The sequence below is a fragment of the Desulfotignum balticum DSM 7044 genome (assembly GCF_000421285.1).
Taxonomy (GTDB): Bacteria; Desulfobacterota; Desulfobacteria; order Desulfobacterales; family Desulfobacteraceae; genus Desulfotignum; species Desulfotignum balticum.
On sequence record NZ_ATWO01000001.1, the window covers coordinates 2,134,700 to 2,159,984 of the forward strand.

Consider the following 25,285-nt stretch of genomic DNA (forward strand, 5'->3'; position numbering starts at 1 on the left):
AAAAGCCATGAAAATTGGATTGATTGCCGGCGGTGGACAGTTTCCACTGCTGTTTGCAAAAAAAGCGGCCCAAAAAGGGATCTCCGTGGTAGCGGCCGGATTTGTTTCAGAAACAGACCCCGGCCTGGCCAAAGAGGTATCTGTCTTTCAATGGCTGTATCTGGGCCAGATATCCAGGCTGGTAAAATATTTTAAACGCCAGGGTGTCCACGAGGCCGTGATGCTGGGAACCATTGAAAAGACCAGTATATTCAAGGATATCCGCCCGGATTTCAAGGCATTGACTTTTATTCTTAAAACCGGCAGAAGTCATGACGATGCCATTTTGACACGGTTTGCAGATCTCATGAAAACCCAGGGTATTGAGATCCGGCCCTCCACGTTTCTTCTGCCTGAACTGTTGAGTCCTGCCGGCTGCTGGACCCAAAGGCCCTTGGATTCCGCAGAACAGCAGGACGCTTATCAGGGATGGAAACTGGCCAAAGCCGTGGGAAAACTGGACATCGGCCAGTGCATCGTGATCAGCAACGGCACAGTCCTGGCAGTGGAAGCCATTGACGGTACAGATGCCACCATCCGCCGGGGAGGCGATCTTTCCCGGGGCAATGGGTGTGTGGTGATCAAGCTGTCCAAACCCCAGCAGGATCTGCGGTTTGATCTGCCGGCCACGGGATGCGAAACCATCCGGACCATGGCAGCATCCGGTGCCACGGCTCTGGTACTGGAAACCGGCAAATCCCTGTCTTTTGACAGAGAAAAAATGGTCGCCCTAGCAGACGAATATCATATTGCCATTACCGCGCTCACGGAACAAGACATCCCATGAAAGATTCAGGCAGACATGTTCTGATACTGGCCGGTGAACCTTCCGGTGATGTCCATGGGGCCGGCCTGATCACTGCCATGCGCAAGCAGGACCCCTCCCTGAAGTTTTACGGTATCGGCGGCACGTGTATGGCCAAAGCCGGTGCTCACCTGTTTTTTTCCATTGATGAGCTGTCCGCCATGGGGCTTTTAGAAGTTATCCGCCAGATCCGCCCGGTTAAACAGGCGTTTGATCTTTTCAAACATCACCTGAAGGTCCTGGATCCGGAACTTGTCATACTGGTTGATTACCCTGGATTTAATCTCAGGGCCGCTGCTCATGCCAGAACCCACAGTCAGGCAAACGTGTTTTACTATATTACGCCCAAAGTGTGGGCATGGAATCCGGCACGCCTTAAGCAGATGACGCACAGGGTGGATCATGCCGCGCTGATTTTTCCCTTTGAAGAAAAAATATATAAAAAAGCCGGAATCCCCGCCACATATGTGGGAAATCCTTTGCTGGATCAGTATCCGGTGCCGTTGCAAAAATCAATTGAATCCCATACTGACTCTTCAAAACAACGGATCATCGGACTGCTGCCCGGATCCAGAAAAAACGAAATACAAACCCTTTTGACACCCATGCTGAATGCGGCACGTAAAATCCATGGGAATCGTCCCCATGTCCGGTTTCTGGTTTCTGCGGCAGACGCGATTCCTTTCAATATGATTGAATCAAAGGTCGCTGCAGCCGGAAATCCTGAGTTGTTTCACATCATTTCCGGCAACCCCCGGCAGATCTTTGAACAGGCGGACATGCTGATTGCCGCATCCGGCACCATCACCCTTGAAGCAGCGCTTTGTACAATTCCCACGGTGATCGTTTATAAAATGTCTTATCTGACCTATCGCATGGCCCGGGCCGTCGTCAAAGTAAAGTATGCCGGTCTGGCAAACATTATCATGGGCAAAGAAGTGATGCCTGAACTGCTTCAGGATGCAGCCACTCCTGAAAACATCAGTTTTGCTGCGCTTTATATGCTGGATCACCTGAACGAATACCGGCAGAAACTGGCCCCGGTCAGACAATTGCTGGGAGGACCGGGCGCGGCTGACAGAGCGGCTCAAATCGCTCTGGATTTAAAAAACCGCCCCCAAAACAGGTAAAAGAAAAATGGGTGTTTGACAAATCACACCAAACCTTATTAAAGTAATTTTAAAATTGACTCTGTTTGAAGGAAAAAACCCATTTTGATGACATTGAATGTAACATTGCTGGTGATTTGCCTGGTGTTGTCCGGTTTTTTTTCATCATCCGAAACCGCGCTGTTTTCCATTTCAAAAATCAAAGCCTGTCATGTGGCCAAGGACGGTTCTAAAACCGGTCAGTTGATCGTAAAAATGAAAAAAGATCCCCATACACTGCTGACCACGATCCTTATCGGCAACAACCTGGCAAACATCGGAGGGGCTTCTCTGGCAACATCCATTGCCATCACCTGTTTCGAGTCCAATGCCGTGGGCATTGCCACCGGGGTCATGACGCTCATGATTCTGGTGTTCGGAGAGATCTTTCCCAAATCTTTTGCCACCCAGAACAATGTGCTGGTGGCCCGAATGGTTATTTTTCCGCTGTACTGGCTGTCCAGAATCTTCTTTCCTCTGGTGCTGATTCTCAATTACATTCCTAAATTGTATGGATCGATCAATCCGGCCTATCATACGGTGACCGAAGACGAACTCATGACCATGGTGGAAGTCGTGGAAGAAGAAGGGGAAATCAAGGAAGCGGAAAAAGAATACATCACCAATATTTTTGAATTCGATGATACATCCTGCAGTGAAATCATGACGCCCAGGGCGGATATGTTCGTGGTGGATACCGTGGAAAAACTGGACATCCCCGCCATTCTGTCAACCGGATATTCCCGGATTCCGGTGATTGAACACAGTATTGACAATGTGATCGGAATTCTGCATATCAAAAATCTGTTTGCTGATTATCAGAAGCTCTCAATGTCTGATGAACCCATTGATTCCCTGGATATCAAAGCGATCATGAAAAAACCTTATTTCATTCCCGAATCCAAGAAACTGGACTCACTGCTACAGGAATTCAAGGCCAAAAAAAGTCACATGGCCATTGTGGTGGATGAGCACGGGGGTGTGGCCGGCCTGGTAACTCTCGAGGATGTGGTGGAGGAAATTTTCGGAGAGATCATTGATGAAACCGACCGAATGGTACCGGACATCGTACGTCTCAAGGACAACAAATGGCTGGTGGCCGGACGGATCAATGTGGAGGACCTGAACAAGGAAATAGACATCAATATCCCGGAATCCGTCAGCTACGACACGATTTCCGGATTTTTTCTCGAACAGATCGACCGGATTCCCCAACCGGGGGAATCCGTGATTATTGACCGGTGGACGGCAACGGTCAAAGACATGGACGGCAATCGCATCCAGTCTTTTATTGTCAAAAAAGAGGGATGACCATGATACCCGTCAATGCAGATACCCGGCTATTCTGTGTGCTGGGCAACCCGGTGTCCCATTCCAAAAGCCCTTTGATTCACAATCAGGCTTTTGCCGACCATCAGATCGATGCCGTGTACCTGGCGTTTGCGCCCAGTGATATCCAAAAAGCCATGGATGCGGTCCGGCAATTTGATATTCAGGGTGTTTCCGTGACCATTCCCTTTAAACAGAAAGTGATCCCCTTTCTGGATAAAATCGATGATGAAGCCTCGGCCATTGGTGCGGTCAACACCATTGTCAACCAGAACGGCGTGCTTTCCGGGTACAACACCGACAGTTTTGCCGCCATTGCTCCGTTAAAGGATGCACAGATCTCCGGCAAAACCGTGCTGATCATCGGGGCAGGGGGGGCGGCCCGGGCCGTGGCTTTCGGTATTCATGCGCACAAAGGAAACCTGTTGATCACCAACCGGTCCCAGGATAAGGGCAGGGCACTGGCCGCCCGCTATAACGCTGATTTTTATCCCATGGAAGCCATCAGACACCTTCGCCCGGATATCATCATCAACACCACATCTTTGGGCATGACCCCTGGAGAAAATGTATTGTCCTGTCCAGAAGACTGCCTGACTTCTGAAACACTGGTGATGGATGTGGTGTATACCCCTTTGGAAACCCGTCTGATCTCTGCGGCCAGACAAAAAGGGTGTCATGTGGTGGACGGGCTGACCATGTTCATTGCCCAGGCCGCGGCCCAGTTTGAGCTGTGGACGGGGATTTTGCCGGACACAAAAAAAATGCGGCACACGATTCTCACCCATCCGGACTTTCAGACCCAATAATGATAAACCAGGACCTGTCATGAAACAATTGTATCCCAAACACCCCTTACCCCGGATCGTCACCGTGCCGGGATCCAAAAGCATTTCCCACCGGATGCTCATCTGCGCGGCCCTGTGCCGCGGCACCTGCGGTATCCGAAACCTGCTGGACTCCCAGGATATCGGTTTGACCCTGCATGCATTGGCCTGTATGGGCGCAAAAATTGAAAAAATTTCTTCCGACACGGTAAATGTCACCGGATTTGCCGGTCATCCCGTGCCGTTTGCAGATCCCATCTATCTGGGCAACTCCGGCACTTCCATGCGTCTGCTAGCCGGCATTGCCGGGCTCGGCACCTCGCCTTACACCTTGACCGGTGATGCCCGCATGTGTGCCCGGCCCATGAAGGAACTGCTGGATGCTTTGACGCTCCTGGAAATCCGCGCGGAATCCGAATCTCACCAGGGATTCCCCCCCGTGATCATCCAGGGCGGTCACCGTCACGGGGGCACCACCCGGCTGGACTGCTCAAAAAGCAGTCAATATCTGTCTGCCCTGCTGATGATCAGCCCGTTCATGACCCATGGGTTGACCATTGATCTGGCCGGCCCACCTGTATCTTCTCCATATATCGACCTGACTCTGGATGTGATGAAACAGTTTCAGGTGACAGGTTATCGCATCAACGACACCACGTACCAGGTTCCCGGAGGACAGCCATACATCCCCGGTGATCATGTGGTGGAGCCCGATCTGTCCAATGCCGGGTATTTCTGGGCGGCCGGCGCCATTACCGGACAAAAGATCGGGGTGGCCCATATCCGGCCGGATTCCCTTCAGGGGGATTTGAAACAGATTCATATTCTGGAAAAAATGGGATGTGACCTGTTTTTTGAAAACCAGGGCGTGTCTGTGAAAGGCCGGCACCTGCATGCCGTGGATGTGGACATGTCCGACACCCCGGATGCCGTGCCGGCCATTGCCGTGGTGGCGGCGTTTGCCCAAGGCACCACCCGGATACGCAATATCCGGCATTTGCGGGAAAAAGAGTGCGACCGAATCGATGCCGTGACATCCCAGCTTGAAAAAATGGGGATCCAGACGGATCAGGGGGAGGACTGGCTCTCAGTGACGGGAGGGGTGCCCAAGGGGGATGTCATCAACACCTTCAACGATCATCGCATTGCCATGGCGTTTGCTGTGGCCGGTCTGAAGGTGCCGGGCATACAGATTGAAAATGAAACCTGTGTGGGAAAATCCTTTCCCGGGTTCTGGGATATATTCGATGCCCTGTAATCTGATTCTCATCGGATATCGCTGCTGCGGAAAAACAAGCGTGGGAAAGTTGTTGACTGACCTGCTGAATTATGATTTTGTGGATACGGATATCTGTATTGAGTCCAACTGCCGGTCAAGTATCGATGTTCTGGTGGCAGACAAAGGATGGGCTTATTTCAGGCAGAAAGAAACACAAGTTTTAGAACAGGTCCTGCAAGGAAACAACCAGGTCATTGCCACGGGCGGGGGCATGGTGCTGGCACCGGAGAACCGGGCATTGATGAAAACAAATGGATTTGTGATATGGCTTGCCGCAGATGTGACCACCATTGTCCAGCGTCTGGAAACAGACCCCCAGACACAGGCCACCCGGCCCCGGTTCACATCCCGGTCTTTGACGGATGAAACCAGAGATACCCTGGCCCAACGAATCCCATTCTATAAAAAGTTGGCGGACATGACCGTGGATACCACGGTTCATCCCCCGCAGCACATTGCAGAAATCATCAAAAGGAGACTTGATCATGTCCGGATCTAGCTTTGGCAAAGCATTTCACATCACCACATTCGGCGAATCCCATGGCCCGGGTATCGGGGTGGTGATCCAGGGATGCCCACCGGGACTGCGCCTGGATGAATCCATGATTCAGGCGGATTTGGACAAACGCAGGCCCGGGCAGGGGGTCGGCGGCACCCGGCGCAAAGAACCGGACCATCCAGTGATCCTGTCCGGCGTGTTTCAAGGCCGGACCACAGGCACGCCCTTGACTGTTTTCATTCAGAACAAGGATGCCAAATCCAGTGCTTACTCCGATATTGCAAATCTGTACCGGCCCGGACACGGGGATTTTACCTACCAGAAAAAATACGGCATTCGGGATTACCGGGGCGGGGGCCGGGCATCGGCCCGGGAAACCGCAGCCCGGGTGGCGGCCGGAGCTGTGGCCCGAAAAATTCTGGACCGGCACGGAGTGAAAATCGACAGTTTTACCCGGGCGATCGGTGGGATCACTGTGCAGCAATTTGATGCCGATGCCATTGAAAAAAATGAACTGCGATGTCCGGATATGGCAGCGGCCCGGGCCATGGCCGCGCACATTGCATCAGTGAAAAAAAAGGGAGATTCCCTGGGCGGTGTGGTGGAAATCCGGGCGGTGCATGTGCCGACCGGCATCGGAGATCCGGTGTTTGATAAACTGGATGCCGACATTGCCAAAGCCATAATGGGCATCGGTGCCGTCAAAGCGGTGGAAATCGGTTCCGGTATCAACGCGCCCGGCATGACCGGTTCTGAAAACAATGATTCCATGGATGAGACCGGGTTTCTGTCCAATCACAGCGGGGGAATTCTGGCAGGCATTTCCACCGGAGAACCCATCATTGTCCGGGTGCATGTCAAACCCATCCCCTCCATCCGGCTGGATCAGAAAACCCTGGACCAGGATGGACGTCCCGCTGTCATCTCCACCCGGGGCCGGCATGACATCTGTGCTGTTCCCCGAATTAACATGGTCTGTGAGTCCATGCTGGCGCTGGTACTCACAGACCATGTGCTGCGTCAAAAAACGCTGTTATGACAGCCGGTTATTTATGAACAATATCAGACTCCAGCCGGTCGGCAATGGTCAAGGCGGAGTTCAGGGCATCATTGATGGCAAACAATTGAATCTTCAAGGTTTTCAATGATGCCTGGGTAGCGGAAATTTTTTCATCGGATTGCAGCAGTTTGGCCAGCTCCCCTGATTTTTTGGAAAATTCCGTCAATTTCTCACTGAAATTCACAATTTCAGTCGCCCATTTATCCCGTTCGTCCCGGGTCAGTTCAATACCGGCATTGCCGGTGCCGTTGATCAAATGGTCGATCTGATAATCTTCAGGATTAGCGATAATCTCATACATAGCAAAACTCCTTTACACTTTATTGATTATTTAAGATTATTCATTCAAGTACGTGGGCCGGCAACATTCCCTGGGTATAAAACAACCGGTACATGGTCTGATACAGGGCGTACCGGGCATTGGATATCCGGCGTTCGGATTGTACCAAAAGGGTGTTTGCATCCATCATATCAACGATATCCGCCATGCCGTACTGGTACTGCATCTGAACGGCCTGATAATTTTCCCGGGCAGATGTCAGTTCATCCGCCAGGTTGATCAACGTTTTTTGGGCGGTTTCATACTCGGAAAATGCCACCCTGGATTCCAGTATAATATCGTTTCGGGCCTGGTTCAACATCTGGTCGGCCTGATTTCGCTTTGCTTCGGCCTGTCGGATCTGAGCCCTTCTCAACCCGCCGTCAAACAAGGTGAATTGAAGTTCCGCCAGGGCATAGGCTTCTTCATTACTGGAGCCTGTGTTCATGCCAATAATGGAACTGCCATAGGAAACATCTGATTTTCGGTATCCGGTTTCCAAATTCAGTTGAGGCCAGTATTCTCCTTTTTCATATTGGATGGTCTGGTCGGTGATTTCCAGGTTTTTCTGAGCAGACTTGATCTCAAACCGGTTTGCCAGCGCCTGGGACTGGATCTGCGCAAGAGACGTTTCGATTGGGTCTCTGGCCTGGATATCGGTTTCGGAAATGGAAAATTTTGTGTCAATCCCAGTGATCCGGACAATATACGCCCTGGTTTGAACCACACTGTTTTGTGCTGTCTCCCGGTCTGATTTTGCCCGGGACAATTCCGCTTCCGCCCGGAAAAGATCCGTTCTGGTAACACTGCCGACCCGCAGTTTTTCTTCAACCGCCTGTTTGTGGGTCTGTAACCGCTCAACATCCGCCTGGGCGATTTCCAGCATGCGTTTGGCCTCCAGCGCGTCAAAATACGCCAAAGCCACTTCAAGCAGATAAGATGACCGAAGGGCCTCCAGGGTATAGGCATTGGTTTCAATGCCTTTTTTGGCCACGTCATAGGCAATCAGTTCCCTGCCGTTCAGCGTAAAGGACTGGTTAAGCCGGATACCGGCCGATGCCGTGTTCGGAGAAACCACGTTGGTATCCTTGTACCGGGTATAGCTGCCGAATGCAGTGGCCCGGGGAATCAAAACCGATCTGGCCCGCTGTTTTTCCTGACGGGCGATCATCACATCCTGTTCAGCAATTTTGATTTGTTCCGCATTCTCATTGGCGGCCCGGCATAGATCATTTAACGTATAATGCGCTGTTTCTCCGGCAGACACAGGCTTATAAACAGCCATTGCCAGGCAGACAAACACGATCAACCCGTGTATTTTCATAAAGCTCCTTACAATTGTGCAGCAACCTTCTGGATCCCAGAAAAAAATTTAGTTTACAATAATATGAACACAGACATACGTCAAGCGATCCCCGGGCATGGAAATAAATTTTGGTTTATGTGTGATGGAAAAAAAAAACAATCCATGATATAAATGATTTTTTGAAAAATTGAACCTTGTGATGAATAAAAATTTAAGGAGATTGGATATGACGGTCATCCCTGAAACACAATTCAAAGACCTGCCATTAAAGCGCCAGGGCAAGGTCAGGGATATTTTTGATTTCGGAGATATGCTGCTGCTGGTCACCACGGACCGGCTGTCCGCTTTTGACGTGGTCCTGCCGGATCCCATTCCGGACAAGGGCAAGGTGCTGAACCAGATCAGTGTGTTCTGGTTTGAAAAAATGGCGGATCTGGTGGGAAACCATCTGGTGACCACGGATGTGAACGCCTATCCCGCTCCCTGTCTTCCCTACAAAGACGTCTTGGACAAACGCAGCATGCTGGTGAAAAAAGCAGACCCTTTGCCGGTGGAATGTATTGTCAGAGGCTACATCACCGGATCCGGATGGCATGGATATCAGACCACGGGACATGTATGCGGCATTCAGCTGCCCCAAGGTCTCAAAGAATCGGATAAACTGTCAACCCCTTTGTATACCCCGTCCACCAAGGCGGAAGTCGGGGATCATGATATCAACATCTCCTTTGAACAGACCGTGGATATTCTGGGTAAGGAAACCGCTGAAAAAATCAGGGATCTGAGCCTGGAAATTTACAACAAAGGGGCATCCATGGCCCTGGAGAAAGGCATTATCATTGCAGACACCAAATTTGAATTCGGTGTGCTGGACGGTGAAATCATTCTCATTGACGAGGTGCTCACACCGGATTCCTCCCGGTTCTGGCCCCTGGACGACTATGCCCCGGGACGCAGCCAGAAAAGTTTTGACAAACAGACCGTCCGGGACTGGCTGGTCAATTCCGGATGGGACAAAACACCGCCGGGCCCCAAACTGCCCAAAGAAGTCATTGAAAATACGGCACAAACCTACAAAGACATCTACGCGAGATTAACCGGTGACCGGCTCTAATTGTTTGCGTTCAAACTGTCTGGCCGATAACCGCTACGCATCCAATTGTACCGAAGCCGGGGGAAAAGGGGAGCTGGGCCATCTGCTGGACCCGGCTGCGGTGTCGCACTGCCGGTTGAATCCAAACCTGTTCTGATGGTTTAAAATAACATCGGGGAAACAATCTTTTACCGGATCGTTTCCCCGACGTATTCAAGCCCCTGATTTTTTGGGGCAGATTCACATAAACAGGATCAAATCAGCTGGTTTCTTTTTCTGCATTGACCTGATCAATGATTTTCTGGGCCAGATCAGACGGTACTTCGTCATACTGGGCGAATTCCATGGTGAACGTTCCCCGGCCACCGGTCATGGAACTCAAATCCGGGGCATATCTGAGCATTTCCGACATGGGGACCAGTGCATTGATAATCTGTTTGTCATCTTCGGAATCCATGCCCAGCACCCGGCCCCGGCGGGAGTTGAGATCCCCCATGATATCACCGGTGTTGGCATCCGGCACTTTGACCGATACCTTCATGATCGGTTCCAGCAGTACGGGTTTGGCATCTTTGGCCGCTGCTTTGAACGCAATGGAACCGGCTGTTTTAAAGGCCATTTCCGAAGAGTCCACCGAGTGATAAGATCCAAAATCCAGGGTGGTGCGGAAATCCACACAGGGGAAACCTGCCAGAATCCCGTATTTGGAACTTTCTCTGATACCGGCTTCGACTGCGGGGATATAATTTCTGGGAATCACACCGCCCACGATTTTGTCCACAAACTCATAACCGGTCCCCCGGGGCAGCGGCTCCAGAACAATCCAGCAATCCCCGTACTGACCATGACCACCCGATTGTTTCTTGTGTTTTCCCTGGACCCGGATTTTTTTCTTGAACGTTTCCCGATATGCCACCTTGGGCGTGTTGATATCCATGGCCACATTGAATTTGCGCAAAATTTTGTCCGCAGTCACTTCGATGTGTACCAGGCCTCTGCCGGACAGAATGGTCTGCCGGGTTTCTTCATCCCGCTTGAGTTCAAGACCCGAGTCTTCCTGAAGAATTTTTCGAATGGCCTCGTGGATCTTGTCTTCATCGTTTTTGGATTTGGGAGAAATGGCAAAGGAAATGACCGGCGGCATGGGGGCCGGGGCCGGAATCTGAATCTGTTTTCCCCCGGTCAGGGTATCGCCGGTTAAAGTGGATTTCAGCTTGGCCACTGCCACAATGGACCCAGGCACCGCCGATGTAATGGTTTTCTGCTCTTTGCCCGCGATTTCCAGCAGCTGGGAATACCGCTCCTTGGTATCTTTGGTCACATTCAGAAAATTGCCTTCTTTGCCCAGGGTGCCGGAAATAACCCGGAACAGGGACAGACGCCCGGCATAAGGATCCACTATGGTATTGAAAACAACTCCGCAGAATTCCGCATCCGGATCCGGAGACACTGTAACATCCTGTCCGTCACTGTCTTTGGCGATCCAGTCGCCTCGGTCCAGGGGAGAGGGCATATAGGTATTGATGAAATCCAGTACAATGTCGATGCCGATCATTTTCACGGCTGAGGTACAAATGGCGGGATAGAACTGGGCATCGGAAACCCCTTTCCGGAAAGCGGTTTTGATTTCTTCTTCAGACAGTTCCTCACCTTCCAGGTATTTTTCCAAAAGGTCATCATTGAGTTCCGCGATATTTTCTATGAACTCTTCTTTGACAACAGCCATATCATCAGCCATATCCGAAGGAATATCGATCTGAGTGGCTTTGCCGTCGGCATCATATTCATACGCTTTGTTGGTGATAATGTTGACCAGTCCCTTGAATCCGGCTTCCGAGCCGATGGGATAACAGATAGGAATGATTTTCTTTTTCAACGAAACGTTGCAGGCATCCAGACAGGTGGCAAAATCAGATCGTTCCCGATCCAGTTTGTTGACAATGACCAGTCCGGGCAAATTGTATTCCAGAGCTGAGGCTGCCGCCTCTTCGGTCATGGCGGAAGGCCCCCCCACACCGTCAATGACAAAGACCATGGCATCGGCCACAGGAAAACAGGTTTTGGCCGATGAGAAAAAATTCTGATCACCCGGGGTATCCATCAATGTAACAATGTGTTTGTTGTGGGTGTATTTGATAAAAGAGGTGTTGATGCTCTGCTGTTTTTTGATTTCTTCGGGCTGAAAATCCATGACCGTGTTGCCTTCTTCCACCTTGCCCAGCCGGGTGGTCATGCCCAGTTTGAAAAGCATAGCCTCAGCAAGAGTTGTCTTGCCCGCACCTCCATGGCCTGCAAAAGCCACATTTCTCATGGTTTTGATGTCTTCGCTCATTACTGCTCCTTTATACGATTAATAAAAAAGTCCTCATTTAAATAATAAAATTTAAATAAAAATAACAGTGTTTTTTTCAATGCATTTGGAAAATCAAGGAAATCAAAAATTCGGTATTTCCTTTCGGTCCCGGAACAGGGGAGGGGACCACACCCTGCACCGCATATCCCCGGTCTGAAAAGAACTGTGAGATATCCGCCACCACCTGTTCCTTGATTTTCAAATCCTTGACAACACCCCCCTTGCCGATATGTTGTTTTCCTGCTTCAAACTGGGGTTTGATCAGGGCAATCACCCGGGTGTCATCCCCCATGAATTTCTCCGCCGCCGGGATCACGGTTTTCAAAGAGATAAACGATGTGTCCGCCACCACCAGGTCCACCGGCCGGCCGATGGTTTCCCATGGCATGTACCGGATATTGGTGCGTTCAATGACAGTCACCCGGGTATCACTGCGCAAAGACCAGGCCAGTTGTCCATACCCCACATCCACGGCATATACCTGCCTGGCCCCGAACCGGAGCAGGCAGTCGGTGAACCCACCCGTGGATGCCCCGATATCCAGACAGACGTTGTCTGTGACATCCACAGAAAATGTGGTCAACGCTTTTTCCAGTTTCAGTCCCCCCCGGCTGACATAGGGATGATCCGGGATTTTCAAGCGGATGTCAGCCCGGGAATCCACCCGGGATCCGGGTTTGTCACACGGCTGATCATTCACCAGAACCTTTCCGGCCATGATCACGGCCCTGGCCCGGGTTCTGGAGCCCACCAGCTCCTTGTCCACCAGCAGCTGGTCCAGGCGGATTCGATCGATTTTTCTATCTGCTGCCATGCAGCTCCCTTGCTGCGGCTGCCACGGCATTTGCGTCAATCCGGTATTCTTTTTTCAAGACTGCCTGGGGACCGTGTTCCACAAAACAATCATCAATACCGATACGCTTGACATGCAGATCCGTCAGTCCGTGGTCCATGAACAGTTCCAGGACCGCAGATCCGAATCCGCCGGCCAGAACATGTTCTTCCACCGTGATGATGCGTTTGAGCCCGGCCGCTTTGGCCAGCAGCAATGTCTGATCCAGCGGCTTGACAAACCGGGCATTGATCACAGTGGCAAAAATGCCTTCAGTTGCCAGAATTTCCCGGGCTTTCAAGGCCTGCTGCACACCCGTGCCGATGGCGATGATCAGCAGATCGTCGCCGTCACACAAGACTTTGGCTTTTCCGATCTCCAGGGGCTTGACAGGTTCTGCCACGGGAACGCCCGTCCCCCGGCCCCGGGGATAGCGCAGGGCAATGGGTCCGTCATGCTGCACCGCAGTTGTCAGCATCCGGGCCAGTTCGTTCTCATCCATGGGCGCCATCACCGTCATGTTGGGCATGGACCGCAGATAGGCGAAATCAAACAGGCCGTGATGGGTGGGGCCGTCTTCCCCCACAATTCCGCCCCGGTCCAGGGCGAACACCACGGGGTGGGCATCGATGCACACATCATGAAGTATCTGGTCATAGGCCCGCTGGAGAAAGGTGGAATAAATGGTCACCACCGGCCGGATTCCCTTGACGGCCAGGCCGGCGGAAAAGGTCACGGCATGCTGCTCGGCAATGCCCACATCAAAAAACCGGTCCGGAAAACGGTTACAAAAATCCATCAATCCGGTGCCTTCGGGCATGGCAGCGGTCACGGCCACCAGTTCGGGATGGGTGTCTCCCAGCTTGACCATCTGGTCTCCGAACACCTGGGTATAGGTGGGCACTTTGGCAGCGGATCCGTTGGCTTTTCCCGTGTCCACGGCAAAAGACCCCACCCCGTGGAAATACACGGGATTTTTTTCCGCCGGTGCATATCCTTTGCCCTTGACCGTGGTCACATGGAGCAGCACGGGAGAATCGGCCGTGTTTTTGATATTGTCCAGGATGTCAATGAGATGATCCAGGTTATGACCGTTGATGGGACCGAAATAATCAAAATTAAAGGCCTCAAACAGCATGCCCGGGGTGACAAATGTTTTAAAGGATTCTTCGGACCGTTTCGCGATCTGATAGATATCTTCCCCGATTTTGGGCAGTGACTTTAAAAAAGCACCGAACTGATTGCGCAGGGTCTGAAGATATTTGGCGGAAAAAGTCCGGCTCAGGTAAGAGGACAGTGCCCCCACATTGCGGGAAATGGACATGTCATTGTCATTGAGGATCACGATCAGTTTCCGCTTGAGATCCCCGGCCTGGTTCATTCCTTCATAGGCCAGCCCGGCGGTCATGGATCCGTCCCCGATCACTGAAATCACATGGGAATCATCCCGGTTCAGATATTTGGCACAACTGATACCCAGTCCGGCTGAAATGGATGTGGAGGAATGGCCCACGGTGAAACCGTCACACGGATTTTCCTTGATTTTGGAAAATCCGGAAATACCTTTGTACTGACGCAGGGTGTCGAACTGCCAATTTCTGCCGGTGATCAGTTTGTGGGCATAGGCCTGATGCCCCACATCCCAGATCAGGGTGTCATTGGGCAGATCAAACACATAATGAATGGCCAGGGTCAGTTCCACGGCCCCCAGGCTGGATGCCAGATGGCCGCCGTTTTCAGACACCACCTGAATGATCCGCTGCCGGATCTGCCGGGCAAGGTCCGGCAGCTGATCCCGGGTCAGACGATTGAAGTCTTCAGGGGCGTGAATTCTGTTGAGCAGCGCCATGGGGTTGTTTGTCGTCATAATATACCTGGAATCATCCTGTATGGTATTAAGGGTATCAAAAATAGGTTCACTTATAATGGTCGTTTTTTTTGTCATGGTTCAACGATCCCGGGTGATCACATACCGGGCGATGGCCCGAAGCGGGTCGGCCTGGTCGTCAAACCGGTCAATGGTCTCAAGGGCCTGATCAATCAATTGTCCGGCATAAATCCTGGATTGTTCCAGTCCCAGGATGGTCGGAAAAGTCAACTTGTCTCTTTGCAGATCAGATCCGGCTGCTTTCCCCATTTTTTCAGGGTCCCCTGCCACGTTCAAAATGTCATCCATGACCTGGAATGCCAGGCCCAGGTAAGTGCCGTAAGCGGCCAGATCCGATATCCGTTGCTGCGGCGATCCAACGCTGACGGCTCCGGCTGTCACACTGGCCACAATCATCTGCCCGGTTTTCAATTCATGCATGTGTATAAGATGGGTCAACAGATCTTTTTTATTCCCTTTGCCGCCATCTGACCCCACATCGATTGCCAGGGATTCGGACTGCATGTCCAGCATCTGTCCTTCAACCATGCCGTTGACCCCGGCGGCAGAAGCAATAAGCCCGCCCAGTTCCAGCAGAATCTCAGGTTCAGGCACGGGATCAAACAGGTCTTGAGGATGGCACAGGATATAAAAGGCATGGGTGAGCAGGGCATCGCCGGCCAGAATGGCCGTGGGTTCGGAAAATTTTTTATGGCAGGTCGGTTTTCCCCGTCTCAGGTCATCATCATCCATGGCCGGCAGATCATCATGAATCAACGAATAGGTATGGATCATCTCCAGCGCACAGGCAGCCGGCAAAGCCAGGCGGTCATCTTTGCCGCAGGCCCGGGCTGACGCCACGGCCAGTACCGGGCGCAGCCGCTTTCCCCCGGCCATCAGAGAATGGCGCATGGCCTGAACCAGTTCCTTTTCCGGGTCAAAACATGCCATCATACGTTCCAGGCAATCATTCACCCGCTGCTGGTGTGTTGTCAAAAAAGCGGTTAGATCAAATCCGGTATCACTCATGGTCAAAGGGTGTTTCCTTGATGGAACCATCCAGATCCCGGGTCAGCTGGGTAATTTTTTTCTCTGTACTGTCAAGAATATCCATGCAGTACCGGACCTTTTCAATGCCTGTTTCATATTTTTTCAATGCCTGTTCCAAAGCCAGATCACCGGATTCCATTTCCTTTACAATAGATTCCAACTGTTTTAATGCGGTTTCAAATGTGGTCTTTGCCATGAATTGTCTTCTCCACACGTGTCAAAACACGTCCTTGGGCTAAAATTATTTCAATGGGATCCTGAACATTCACCTTCCCGGCATCCAGGATCACTTTTTTATCCGGCAGGGTTCGCGCAATGCTGTACCCCCGGTTCAACACCGATGCCGGATTCAAGGCGGCCAGGGTTGCGGCCGTGTGCTGGATCCGGTTGTTTTTCTGGATCACGCAATGTTCCATCGCTCGAAACAGCTGATGATGCCGGTCCAGCATCTGTTTTCTGGAAAACCGGATGTCAGGAATCGTTCCCTTCAATGCCTGAACCATCCAGACCAGTTTGTCTTTGTCATGAAATATTCGGCGCTGCAGGGCCTGCTGCATCCGCAGGCAAAGAGACACCATGGTTTGTTTGAACATATTCATGATCTGAACCGGACTTTTCAACCGACCGTGCAGATCATCCACTTTTTGATGATAAAAGGTCATCATCCGGGTCATGATGGATAAAAGGTCCAAATGCATGTCATCAATCTGCTGTTTCAGATATTTTTTTTCAGGCACTGTCAGTTCAGCGGCGGCGGACGGGGTAGGGGCCCTCACATCCGCCACAAAGTCGGCAATGGTAAAATCGGTTTCATGACCGATGCCGGTAACAATGGGAATTTTTGATGTAAAAATGGCTCTGGCAACGGCTTCGGAATTAAATGCCGCCAGATCTTCCAGAGATCCCCCCCCTCTGGCCAGAATGATCACATCAGACAGCTGCCGCTGATTGACCAGTTCAATTGCACATACAATCTGTTCAATTGCCGACTCACCCTGAACCGGAACCGGGAGGATTTCAAGTCGACATTCCGGAAACCGGCGCTCAGACACATGAATAATGTCCCTTACGGCCGCACCCGTGCCTGAGGTAATAATGGATATTTTTCGGGGAAGCAGCGGAATCGGCTGTTTATGGACCGCATCAAACAGTCCTTCATCTCCCAGTTTATTTTTCAGCTGCTCAAAGGCTTTTTGCAGGGATCCGGCACCTTCGGGTTCCATGTGTTCAAAGATCAATTGATAGGTGCCCCGGGGCTCATACACGGATACCCGGGCCAGGCCCATGATTTTCAGTCCGCTTTCCAGCGCGAATTTCAAATTGCGTTTCTGATTTTTAAACATCACCCCGGAGATCATTGCCTGATCATCTTTCAAAGAAAAATAGGAATGCCCGGAAGCCGGTGTGGCACAGTTGGATATTTCTCCGGTGATCCAGACAAACGGGAACTGTTCCTCCAGCAAGGTTTTTATTTCCCGGGTCAAGTGTGACACCGAGTATATATGTGTGGTTTCATGGTCCGGCATCGGTATTTGTTCCTGCAAATTCAAATCTTTATATATAGAATAAATCCAAACGAAAAGTCAACACCGGGTTCCGGACATGACCCGGATCCAGGTACGGGATGTTCAATTACACAATCTAATACAGTGTCTGATAATATATATTATGTTAACTTTTATATTTTTCACTGTTTTGAGCGTACCTGTTCAAATCTGTGAGATCCCCTGCAAAATCGACAACATGACCAAACAATAACCTTGAAATTCCCCCCTTTCATGTTATATTGCGTGTAATCGAAATGTTATTAACCTGAAAAATTTTTTTGGAGGAAATCATGAATTCAACATTTGCACAAACCACTTCCATGGTAAAGGTGAACACCTTTATCCGGAGCGTTTACAACTGGATGACCATCGGACTGGTTTTAACCGGGTTCACGTCCTTTTTCGTCTCCCGCAGTCCTGTGCTGCTTCAGGCGTTTTACGGGAACCCGGTGATGCCCATTGTCCTGTTTATCGGACTCATTATTTTATGCGGGTTTCTGTCCGCACGGATTCAAAAAATTCAGGCCAGTACGGCCACGGGTCTGTATGTGGCATTGACTGTGGCCTATGGGGTCGTACTCACCCCGATTTTTCTAATTTATACGTCAGCATCCATTGTATCCACCTTTTTCATCTGTGCGGCCACCTTTGGTGCGGCCAGTGTCTACGGCATGGTGACCAAAAAAGATCTCACCGGCATGGCCCAGTTTCTGATGATGGGACTGATCGGCATTATCATTGCCATGGTCGTGAACATTTTCATCGGCTCCACCATGATGCAGACCATTATTTCCATGATTGCCGTGGTGATTTTTACCGGCCTGACCGCTTATGACACCCAGAAACTGAAAAACATGGCGGTCACCCTTCCGGACAACGCTTCGGGTGCCATGGTCCGCAAAGGCGCAATCATGGGTGCGTTGAGCCTGTATCTGGATTTCATGGGCTTGTTCATCCACCTGATGCATCTTTTGGGTGTTGCCAGAGAATAATAACCTGACGGTCAGACGATATTGTTGAACATACAAATCAGGGCCTGATATCCCCGCAGATATCAGGCCCTGATTTTTTTTAGATATGTGCGTGAATGGCCTGGCAGATTTGGTCGCATCCGGCCAGGGTTAACGCTTTGTCCGGGCCCTCCACCATGACCCGCAGCAACGGCTGGGTGCCGGAGTACCGCACCAGAACCCGCCCGTTTTCTCCTAGGCGGGACGATACGGCTTCAATAACTTCGGAAATCCCGGGGATCTGCATAAAATCGGGTCGGGACGCATCCACTTTTACATTTTTCAATACCTGGGGAAACACCTGCATCACAGATGCCAGATCCGACAACGGTCGGCCGGTTTCCGCCATGACCGTTATCAACCGCAGCGCTGACAACAGACCGTCTCCTGTGGTATGATCATCCAGAAAAATCATGTGCCCGGAATCTTCCCCGCCCATCACCGCGCCGGTCTCCTGCATTTGAGCCAGGACCTGACGGTCCCCTACCCCGGTCCGGATATGGGTGATACCCATCGCATTCAGGGCCCGGGTCAGACCGATATTGCTCATCACCGTGCTGACCACCCGGTTGTTTGGCAGCTGATTCTTTTTTTTGGCATGTCCGGCACAAATGGCCAGAATCCGGTCCCCCGTGATGATACCGCCAGTTTCATCCACGGCGATCATCCGGTCCGCGTCCCCGTCAAAAGCGATCCCGATATCCGCTTTCCGGGTCGTCACTAGTTTTTGAAGGTCCTGAACATGCTGGGATCCGCAATCTTTGTTGATATTGAACCCGTCCGGTTCATCATGGATAAACACGGCATCAAACAACGCATCATTGAACACCTGATGACAGATATCACTGGCGGCCCCGTTGGAAGCATCCACCACAACCCGGATGCGGGGACACAGTTTTTTAAAGGGAAACCGGTCCAGCAGAAACCGGGCATATCTTTCCAGACTGTCTGATAGATGTAAAATTTTTCCGACAGTATCTTCTGAAGACCCTTCAGGATCATGAATCGCTGCTTCCAGAACCGTTTCCTGGTCATCGGTCAGCTTGATGCCGCCTTTTTGAAAAATTTTTATACCGTTGTCATAAAACGGGTTGTGGGAAGCGGAAATCATCACTCCGGCCCCGACATGTGCCATGGAAGCAGCCAGAAATGCCACCCCGGGCGTGGGAATCACACCGGCCAGGCATGCGGTGACACCGGCGGATGCCACACCGGCAGCCAACGCGGATGCCAGCATGTCTCCGGAAATCCGGGTGTCTTTGCCGATCACCACCTGGTGTTGTCCCAGATCCCGGGCCATCAGGGCCACGGCCCGGCCGGTTTTAAGTGCGGTTTCACAGGTCATGGGCGGGGTGTTGACCCGACCCCGGATGCCGTCTGTGCCAAACAATCGTGTCATATAAAGTTATCCTAAAAATTTTTCAGACCGTCAAAAGATCCAGCAAGGTTGTTTCTATGTTCAAAAGCCAGTGGGACCCCTGTGTTTTGATTTCCCGGGGCAGACTCTGAATCGCTGTAATATAATCGGTGTCATGTTGGGTGATTTGGTTATTCAGCCATGACACCAGGGTTTCTCCGGAAGCAGACAGTTTTGGCGAATCCAGGACCTGATCTATATATTGGCCCACCGTTTCCATGGTTGCCAGAATCCGGTCATGGGGGTGGGACGTCTTTAATGTATCACAGAATTTTTCCAGCTGACGAATCCGTTCGCCCATACTTTGAACCAGTGTTTTTTGAAGTCCTGATATCAGTTCCCTGGACAGGGGATCACGGGCAAATACGGGACGCACATGGACATACCAGGCATGGAGCGCGGCCAGACCGGCCAGATATTTGATGTTGTGATTAAAGATCCGGACCGCACCGGGATGCACACCGGACCGTCTGGGCAAAGACACGGACCGGGTGTTTCCGGCCAAAATCATCCAATTGGGTCGTTCCTCATCCTTTCTGACAATGGATCCGGCCCCGGTCAGGCACCCGAATCCGATCCGCACCGGCCCCACCAGTCCCCCCTGCCCGCCCAGAAAAACAGGCGGCTGATCCAGCATCACGCCCTGGTGCACATTGCCCATCATGGACGGGGTGGCTTTGTCCTGGTTGGGTGTGTAATTGAAATGAACAAACGAAGATCCCACTTCAGAGTGATTTTTCCGGCTGGTGCCGCCGGCCATGAAACAGTCACAGAAATTGATCAAACTGCCCAAAGTGACAAACGGAAACAACAGGGTCTGTTTGAGCCCCACAGTATGGGCCGCACATGCCTGTTCCTCCAGAATGGTGCCGGTTCTCACATGGGCATTGGATCCAAATACATTATCCCCTAAAAACACGGCCTCCTGGAAAAATCCGCCGTTGAGCCGGACATTTTTTCCCACCAGACAGTTTTCCAGGGTCACGGGTGCTTCATACCCGATGCGGGTCCCGGGCAGAATCAATGTCCGGGAACCGGTAATCCGGCATCCGGGAAACACGGTAATGTCATTGCCGGAAATCCGGTCTATGTCCACATCATCGGCCACATAAACGGATTCCGGATTGGGCATGACCACCCCTTTGGCCCGCAGTTTTTCCTTGATGGGTTCATGATTCGATTTCATGGCATTCACTATTAATCGTCCGGACAGTCCCCTGTCAATATATAATTGATTCTCACGCCAAAATTTTCTTATTACACATTGTTTTTACATATCTAAAAAATACTGATTTACAATTCACCGACAGGCAGATACCATTAAGAGGATTCAAAATCATCTTGAATGCTGCAAAGGAAATTTCAGACATGTATGATTCAGACAGTTTCAACACACTGAAAACACACGCCAGCCGGATGAATACGCCGGAATTCCATTTAAAACACCTGATCAAAGATCCTTGCCGTCTGACCGATTTTTCCCTGAACATCCCCGGTTTTTTTTATGATTTTTCCCGGCAGCGGCTGGACAATAGTGTCAGACAGACATTGAACACCCTGGCCGGCGAAACCCGTGCCAAAGAGAAGTTTGTCCAAATGGCGGCCGGCAATCCCGTCAACCCCACGGAAAAAAGGGCCGCACTGCACACGGCTGCCCGGGGATTTCTGAATTCCGGCCTGAAACCGGAAAACACCCAGATTCTCAGTGATATCCGGACAGTGGCTCGAAACATCCGCATTTTTTCACAGGATGTGCACAAGGGCCGCATCACCGGAACCCGGAAAAAAAAATTCACGGATGCCGTTATCGTGGGAATCGGCGGCTCCTATCTGGGGTGTGAATTTGTTTACAAAGCCCTGAAACCCGGCCGGCACCCCAAAATAAATTTACATTTCCTGTCCAATGTGGACATTGACAATTTCGGGCAGATCCTCACCCGGATCGAACCGGACACCTGTTTGTGGATCATTGTGTCCAAATCTTATACCACCACGGAAACCATGGCCAACCTGACCCAGGTTCAGGCGTTTTTGAACCGGCACCATTTGAATCCGGAAGATCATTTGGTGACCATCACGGCCAAAGGCAGCCCCGGGGATGATCCGTCCAATCCCGTGCTGGCCAGCTTTTACATGTTTGATTTCATCGGGGGACGATATTCCGTGTCTTCTGCTGTGGGCGGGGTCCCTTTGAGCCTGGCATTCGGATATGACACATTTGAACAGTTTCTGATCGGTTGCGCCCAAATGGACCGCCATGCCTTTCAGGCCCCGGTGCAGGAAAACATTCCTTTGACCGCTGCGTTAATCAGCATCTGGAACATTCAGATACTGAAATACTCGGCCCAGGCCATCATTCCCTATTCCAGCGCCCTGTCCAAACTGCCCCCCCATGTCCAGCAGGTGTACATGGAAAGCCTGGGTAAAAGCGTGGACATTCACGGTACACCCCTGCCCTGCCCGGCCGGCAGTATTGTTTTCGGAGAACCCGGCACCAATGCCCAGCATTCATTTTTCCAGCTGGCCCACCAGGGCCCGGCATTTCCCGTGGAATTCATCGGGGTGCTCAAACCGGGTTATACCGGAGACCAGGTCACATCCAAAGGGGTGTTCAATCACCAGGAATTGTGGGCCAACCTCATTGCCCAGACACAGGCACTGGCCAAAGGCCGGGACCATGAAGACCCGGCCCGATCCTTTTCCGGAAACCGGCCGTCATCTCTGGTGGTGATTCCCGATCTCACCCCGGAAAGCGTGGGGCTGCTGTTGTCTTTTTATGAAGCCCGGACCGTGTTTGAAGGATTTATGCTGAACATCAATCCCTTTGACCAGTTCGGGGTGGAACTGGGTAAAATACTGGCATCCGGAATTCGCCGTCAGATGGCAGAAAAAAATGCCGGGACCCCTTCCGGCGGCACACCACCGGACCCGGTCACGGCATTTTATCTCAAAGCGCTTTTCAACGGCCGAATCGATTAAAAAAACCGATAGATGGACGCCCCCCAGGTCAGGCCGGCACCCAGCCCCAGAAACAGCACCGTGTCCCCGGATTTGCCCACCCGCTCCTGGGCCATGGCCTCGTGAAGGGCCAGAGGAATGCTGGCCGCCGTGGTGTTGCCGTATTTTTCGATGTTATGGAATATTTTGGACGGATCCAGTTTCATGAACTGACCATAGGCCTCGTTGATCCGCTTGTTGGCCTGATGCGGTACCACCAGATCGATCTCGTCCAGAGAAATGTTTGCTTTTTCCAGGGCTTCGTGGGTGACCTTGGGCAGCATTCTGACGGCTTTCTTGAAAATCGCCGGTCCATCCATGACCGGATAATACCGGGGATCATCAAAGGGAAGCCCGGGAGGTATGCGCTGCATCAACCGGGATGCCGGCAGTTCCGTCATCAAAGAATCCGCATGATTGCCGTCTGCATGCAGGGCCGATGCCAGCAATCCCACGTTGTCATCCGTATCTACCCCTTCCAGACAGACGGCGGCGGCCCCGTCCCCGAATATCACGGTCACATCCCGTCCCCGGGTGGTTTTATCCAGGCCCGATGAATGCACTTCCCCGCCCACCAGCAGCACACGGTTGGCAAGGCCGGACTTGATATAGGAATCTGCTGTAGCCAGACCATATAAAAAACCGGTGCATTGTTGCCGGATATCCAGTACCGGGGTTTTATTCAGGCCCAGTTTGCCTGCCATCAGGCATCCGGAACCCGGAAACATGATATCCGGACTCAAAGTGGCAAATATGATGAAATCCAGATCCTCTGCCTGCCATCCGGCATTGTCTAAGGCCATGCGGGCCGCTTCAGCGCCCAAGTCGGACGCGCCGCAATCTTCATTGATCCAGTACCGCTGCTTGATCCCGGTTCGCTGGCGGATCCATTCATCCGAGGTATCCATCATTTTTTCAAGATCGCGATTGGTCACCACATGGGGGGGCACATACATGCCCGTACCACGTATCGAGGCTTTTTTCATTGATTTTCCTTCAATTACGGTTACCTGTCTTTCGTCCATCTGAAACAGTATTTTCCCATATTTTGATTGACAGGATTATAAAATTTATAATTCAGGGGTTATAATATTAATTGATTCCTAAATCAACCCGATAAACCATCTGAATTTGATGAAAATTTCTTTGACAAAATTTCATATTATTTCTTTACTTCATCCGGAATTTTACATATAGAGTTTATTTATGTTTCGCTCAGTGATTGGTTGATTCCATTTTTCAACTGACCTTTGGAATCAATGAATCGTTAACCTTATTTCAGTTTCAGGAGGTATTATGAGGAAAATTGCTGTTCTAACAGTGGTGGCCTTTTGTGCGGCCATGATGTTCTCGTCTCTGGCCTTTAGTGCCAGAAAAACCATTATCAAAATCGGTATCAATGCCCCGCTGACCGGGGATATCCCCAAGGTGGGTGAAGGTAGCAAGTACGCGGCTCAGATGTGGCTGGAAGACATCGAAAACGCCGGGGGACTGGAAGTGGGCGGTAAAAAATACGAAGTGGAACTGGTCATCGAGGACAATGAGTCCAAGGCGGAATCCGCTGTCAAGGCCAACACCAAAATGATCACTCAGGATGATGTCCTGGCCATTGTGGGACCGCAATCCTCCAAACAGGCCGTGCCGGCCGGTGAAGTGGCCAACAAGTATAAAACCGTGATGATCAGCCCCTGGTCCACCAATCCCAGCACGACCCTGGACCGGCCTTATGTGTTTAGGGGCTGCTTTCTGGATCCGTTCCAGGGACCTGTGGTCGCCAATTTCATCACGGAAGAATTCGGTTTCACCAAAGCGGCCGTACTGTATGATGTGGCGTCCGATTATCCCAAAGGACTGGCAGAGGTGTTCAAACAGGCCTGGGAAGACAAACACGGGGCCGGCAGTGTGGTGGCCTATGAAAGTTTTACCACCAAGGACACGGATTTCTCCTCCCAGCTCACCAAAATCGTTAAATCCGGTGCCGAGGTTCTGTTCACGCCCCAGTATTACAATGAAGTGCCTTTGATCGTCAGCCAGGCCAAAAACCTGGGCTGGACCGGACCCATTGTGGGTTCTGATTCCTGGGGATCGGCTGAAACCATTGAATTGTGCGGTGAAGACTGCTACGGGCTGTTCTTTTCCTCCCATTACGCAGCCGCCGGTGCCAAAGGTGCCACCAAAGCCTTTATCGACCGGTATGAAAAAACCTATGGCTATATCCCCGACGATGTCGCCGCTTTGACCTGGGATGCGCTTCGCTTAGCCCAGCAGGCGATTCAAGATGCCGGCAAACTCACCGGAAAAATCGAAAAAGACCGGGAAGCGGTCAGAGACGCTCTGGCCCAAATCAAGGATTTTGACGGCATTACCGGTAAAATGACCTTTACCGAAGAAGGCGATCCCATCAAATGTGCCGTTATCGTCAGAATCAACCATCAGGGCGAATATGAATTTTACGGCTCCAGCTGCCCCTGATGTGTGACGATCCCAACCAATAAAATGTGTTAAAGC

General features: G+C 51.4%; 23 protein-coding genes. 12 read left to right on the plus strand and 11 right to left on the minus strand.

The annotated features are described in order from the left end of the window. The first annotated feature begins 7 nt into the window (after window positions 1-7). The 7 genes from K365_RS0110755 to aroC all read left to right on the plus strand — a co-directional run bounded on the left by K365_RS0110755 (window position 8) and on the right by aroC (window position 6,965). Entirely contained in the window at window positions 8-826 is an 819-nt protein-coding gene (locus K365_RS0110755; protein WP_024334554.1) for an LpxI family protein, read from the plus strand. Beyond that, window positions 823-1,974, plus strand: a complete 1,152-nt coding sequence (gene lpxB / locus K365_RS0110760; protein ID WP_024334555.1) for a lipid-A-disaccharide synthase — start codon at window positions 823-825, stop codon at window positions 1,972-1,974. Before K365_RS0110755 ends, lpxB begins: the two co-directional genes overlap by 4 nt. Before the next feature lie 87 nt (window positions 1,975-2,061). Then, complete coding sequence (locus K365_RS0110765; protein WP_006966525.1) at window positions 2,062-3,303, plus strand: hemolysin family protein; 1,242 nt, start codon at window positions 2,062-2,064, stop codon at window positions 3,301-3,303. Between the two features lie 2 nt (window positions 3,304-3,305). Then, window positions 3,306-4,130, plus strand: coding sequence for a shikimate dehydrogenase (gene aroE / locus K365_RS0110770; protein ID WP_024334556.1), 825 nt, complete (start codon window positions 3,306-3,308; stop codon window positions 4,128-4,130). A gap of 19 nt (window positions 4,131-4,149) precedes the next feature. Next, window positions 4,150-5,406, plus strand: a complete 1,257-nt coding sequence (gene aroA, locus K365_RS0110775; protein WP_024334557.1) for a 3-phosphoshikimate 1-carboxyvinyltransferase — start codon at window positions 4,150-4,152, stop codon at window positions 5,404-5,406. After that, window positions 5,396-5,926, plus strand: coding sequence for a shikimate kinase AroL (aroL, locus tag K365_RS0110780; protein WP_024334558.1), 531 nt, complete (start codon window positions 5,396-5,398; stop codon window positions 5,924-5,926). Before aroA ends, aroL begins: the two co-directional genes overlap by 11 nt. Beyond that, window positions 5,913-6,965: a chorismate synthase gene (gene aroC, locus K365_RS0110785; RefSeq protein ID WP_024334559.1), complete on the plus strand. Its 1,053-nt coding sequence runs from the start codon at window positions 5,913-5,915 to the stop codon at window positions 6,963-6,965. The genes aroL and aroC overlap by 14 nt, the downstream gene beginning before the upstream one ends. A gap of 7 nt (window positions 6,966-6,972) precedes the next feature. On the opposite strand, the gene K365_RS0110790 is transcribed toward aroC, so the two are convergent. Continuing rightward, window positions 6,973-7,287: a hypothetical protein gene (locus K365_RS0110790; protein ID WP_006966535.1), complete on the minus strand. Its 315-nt coding sequence runs from the start codon at window positions 7,285-7,287 to the stop codon at window positions 6,973-6,975. Window positions 7,288-7,327: 40 nt separating this feature from the next. Beyond that, on the minus strand, window positions 7,328-8,629 hold the full coding sequence (locus K365_RS0110795) for a TolC family protein (RefSeq protein WP_024334560.1): 1,302 nt from the start codon (window positions 8,627-8,629) through the stop codon (window positions 7,328-7,330). Window positions 8,630-8,837: 208 nt separating this feature from the next. On the opposite strand from K365_RS0110795, the gene K365_RS0110805 reads away from it, so the two are divergent. Together K365_RS0110805 and K365_RS29080 are read left to right on the plus strand one after the other, a co-directional pair. Beyond that, window positions 8,838-9,725 (plus strand): phosphoribosylaminoimidazolesuccinocarboxamide synthase, encoded by an 888-nt coding sequence (locus tag K365_RS0110805; protein ID WP_006966538.1) that lies wholly within the window; start codon window positions 8,838-8,840, stop codon window positions 9,723-9,725. Between the two features lie 4 nt (window positions 9,726-9,729). Then, window positions 9,730-9,861, plus strand: coding sequence for a hypothetical protein (locus K365_RS29080; RefSeq protein ID WP_281167775.1), 132 nt, complete (start codon window positions 9,730-9,732; stop codon window positions 9,859-9,861). A 102-nt stretch (window positions 9,862-9,963) separates the two neighbouring features. Here the strand turns inward: K365_RS29080 and fusA are convergent, their stop codons facing one another. The 6 genes from fusA to xseA all read right to left on the minus strand — a co-directional run bounded on the left by fusA (window position 9,964) and on the right by xseA (window position 17,332). Continuing rightward, complete coding sequence (gene fusA / locus K365_RS0110810) at window positions 9,964-12,036, minus strand: elongation factor G (protein WP_024334561.1); 2,073 nt, start codon at window positions 12,034-12,036, stop codon at window positions 9,964-9,966. 76 nt (window positions 12,037-12,112) lie between these two features. Further along, the gene (locus K365_RS0110815; protein WP_024334562.1) at window positions 12,113-12,871 is read right to left on the minus strand and encodes a TlyA family RNA methyltransferase; all 759 of its coding nucleotides are present in this window, start codon (window positions 12,869-12,871) and stop codon (window positions 12,113-12,115) included. Next, window positions 12,858-14,738 carry a 1-deoxy-D-xylulose-5-phosphate synthase gene (gene dxs / locus K365_RS0110820; protein ID WP_024334563.1) on the minus strand — a complete coding sequence of 627 codons (1,881 nt, stop codon included), beginning with the start codon at window positions 14,736-14,738 and terminating at the stop codon, window positions 12,858-12,860. Before dxs ends, K365_RS0110815 begins: the two co-directional genes overlap by 14 nt. Before the next feature lie 99 nt (window positions 14,739-14,837). Then, complete coding sequence (locus K365_RS0110825) at window positions 14,838-15,785, minus strand: polyprenyl synthetase family protein (RefSeq protein ID WP_024334564.1); 948 nt, start codon at window positions 15,783-15,785, stop codon at window positions 14,838-14,840. After that, window positions 15,778-16,002, minus strand: a complete 225-nt coding sequence (gene xseB / locus K365_RS0110830) for an exodeoxyribonuclease VII small subunit (RefSeq protein ID WP_006966547.1) — start codon at window positions 16,000-16,002, stop codon at window positions 15,778-15,780. Before xseB ends, K365_RS0110825 begins: the two co-directional genes overlap by 8 nt. Beyond that, a complete protein-coding gene (gene xseA / locus K365_RS0110835) occupies window positions 15,983-17,332 on the minus strand; it encodes an exodeoxyribonuclease VII large subunit (RefSeq protein ID WP_024334565.1) in 1,350 nt (449 codons plus the stop codon). The genes xseB and xseA overlap by 20 nt, the downstream gene beginning before the upstream one ends. A 311-nt stretch (window positions 17,333-17,643) precedes the next feature. Between xseA and K365_RS0110840 the strand changes: the two genes are divergently transcribed. After that, the gene (locus K365_RS0110840; RefSeq protein WP_006966551.1) at window positions 17,644-18,345 is read left to right on the plus strand and encodes a Bax inhibitor-1/YccA family protein; all 702 of its coding nucleotides are present in this window, start codon (window positions 17,644-17,646) and stop codon (window positions 18,343-18,345) included. A gap of 79 nt (window positions 18,346-18,424) precedes the next feature. Here the strand turns inward: K365_RS0110840 and glmM are convergent, their stop codons facing one another. Continuing rightward, entirely contained in the window at window positions 18,425-19,762 is a 1,338-nt protein-coding gene (gene glmM / locus K365_RS0110845) for a phosphoglucosamine mutase (protein WP_024334566.1), read from the minus strand. Between the two features lie 22 nt (window positions 19,763-19,784). Then, window positions 19,785-20,966: a protein GlmU gene (locus K365_RS0110850; RefSeq protein ID WP_024334567.1), complete on the minus strand. Its 1,182-nt coding sequence runs from the start codon at window positions 20,964-20,966 to the stop codon at window positions 19,785-19,787. A 182-nt stretch (window positions 20,967-21,148) separates the two neighbouring features. Here K365_RS0110850 and K365_RS0110855 point away from each other — a divergent pair, with 182 nt between their 5' ends. Beyond that, complete coding sequence (locus K365_RS0110855) at window positions 21,149-22,759, plus strand: phosphoglucose isomerase-related protein (RefSeq protein ID WP_024334568.1); 1,611 nt, start codon at window positions 21,149-21,151, stop codon at window positions 22,757-22,759. Here K365_RS0110855 and K365_RS0110860 read toward each other — a convergent pair. Further along, window positions 22,756-23,763, minus strand: coding sequence for a 3-oxoacyl-ACP synthase III family protein (locus tag K365_RS0110860; RefSeq protein ID WP_024334569.1), 1,008 nt, complete (start codon window positions 23,761-23,763; stop codon window positions 22,756-22,758). The two genes, K365_RS0110855 and K365_RS0110860, sit on opposite strands and share 4 nt — an antisense overlap. Before the next feature lie 310 nt (window positions 23,764-24,073). Between K365_RS0110860 and K365_RS0110865 the strand changes: the two genes are divergently transcribed. After that, complete coding sequence (locus K365_RS0110865) at window positions 24,074-25,249, plus strand: ABC transporter substrate-binding protein (RefSeq protein WP_006966561.1); 1,176 nt, start codon at window positions 24,074-24,076, stop codon at window positions 25,247-25,249. Window positions 25,250-25,285 lie beyond the last annotated feature (36 nt).

What these genes read in the sequence shown, in the direction of transcription:
- K365_RS0110860 (WP_024334569.1), bottom strand. Translation starts at nt 23,763, where the DNA reads ATGAAAAAAGCCTCGATACGTGGTACGGGCATGTATGTGCCCCCCCAT.
- aroE (WP_024334556.1), top strand. Translation starts at nt 3,306, where the DNA reads ATGATACCCGTCAATGCAGATACCCGGCTATTCTGTGTGCTGGGCAAC.
- K365_RS0110795 (WP_024334560.1), bottom strand. Translation starts at nt 8,629, where the DNA reads ATGAAAATACACGGGTTGATCGTGTTTGTCTGCCTGGCAATGGCTGTT.
- K365_RS0110850 (WP_024334567.1), bottom strand. Translation starts at nt 20,966, where the DNA reads ATGAAATCGAATCATGAACCCATCAAGGAAAAACTGCGGGCCAAAGGG.
- dxs (WP_024334563.1), bottom strand. Translation starts at nt 14,738, where the DNA reads ATGGCGCTGCTCAACAGAATTCACGCCCCTGAAGACTTCAATCGTCTG.
- fusA (WP_024334561.1), bottom strand. Translation starts at nt 12,036, where the DNA reads ATGAGCGAAGACATCAAAACCATGAGAAATGTGGCTTTTGCAGGCCAT.
- glmM (WP_024334566.1), bottom strand. Translation starts at nt 19,762, where the DNA reads ATGACACGATTGTTTGGCACAGACGGCATCCGGGGTCGGGTCAACACC.
- lpxB (WP_024334555.1), top strand. Translation starts at nt 823, where the DNA reads ATGAAAGATTCAGGCAGACATGTTCTGATACTGGCCGGTGAACCTTCC.
- K365_RS0110855 (WP_024334568.1), top strand. Translation starts at nt 21,149, where the DNA reads ATGTATGATTCAGACAGTTTCAACACACTGAAAACACACGCCAGCCGG.
- K365_RS0110840 (WP_006966551.1), top strand. Translation starts at nt 17,644, where the DNA reads ATGAATTCAACATTTGCACAAACCACTTCCATGGTAAAGGTGAACACC.
- aroC (WP_024334559.1), top strand. Translation starts at nt 5,913, where the DNA reads ATGTCCGGATCTAGCTTTGGCAAAGCATTTCACATCACCACATTCGGC.
- xseA (WP_024334565.1), bottom strand. Translation starts at nt 17,332, where the DNA reads ATGCCGGACCATGAAACCACACATATATACTCGGTGTCACACTTGACC.
- K365_RS0110755 (WP_024334554.1), top strand. Translation starts at nt 8, where the DNA reads ATGAAAATTGGATTGATTGCCGGCGGTGGACAGTTTCCACTGCTGTTT.
- K365_RS0110865 (WP_006966561.1), top strand. Translation starts at nt 24,074, where the DNA reads ATGAGGAAAATTGCTGTTCTAACAGTGGTGGCCTTTTGTGCGGCCATG.
- K365_RS0110825 (WP_024334564.1), bottom strand. Translation starts at nt 15,785, where the DNA reads ATGAGTGATACCGGATTTGATCTAACCGCTTTTTTGACAACACACCAG.
- K365_RS0110765 (WP_006966525.1), top strand. Translation starts at nt 2,062, where the DNA reads ATGACATTGAATGTAACATTGCTGGTGATTTGCCTGGTGTTGTCCGGT.
- K365_RS0110790 (WP_006966535.1), bottom strand. Translation starts at nt 7,287, where the DNA reads ATGTATGAGATTATCGCTAATCCTGAAGATTATCAGATCGACCATTTG.
- K365_RS0110805 (WP_006966538.1), top strand. Translation starts at nt 8,838, where the DNA reads ATGACGGTCATCCCTGAAACACAATTCAAAGACCTGCCATTAAAGCGC.
- xseB (WP_006966547.1), bottom strand. Translation starts at nt 16,002, where the DNA reads ATGGCAAAGACCACATTTGAAACCGCATTAAAACAGTTGGAATCTATT.
- aroL (WP_024334558.1), top strand. Translation starts at nt 5,396, where the DNA reads ATGCCCTGTAATCTGATTCTCATCGGATATCGCTGCTGCGGAAAAACA.
- K365_RS0110815 (WP_024334562.1), bottom strand. Translation starts at nt 12,871, where the DNA reads ATGGCAGCAGATAGAAAAATCGATCGAATCCGCCTGGACCAGCTGCTG.
- aroA (WP_024334557.1), top strand. Translation starts at nt 4,150, where the DNA reads ATGAAACAATTGTATCCCAAACACCCCTTACCCCGGATCGTCACCGTG.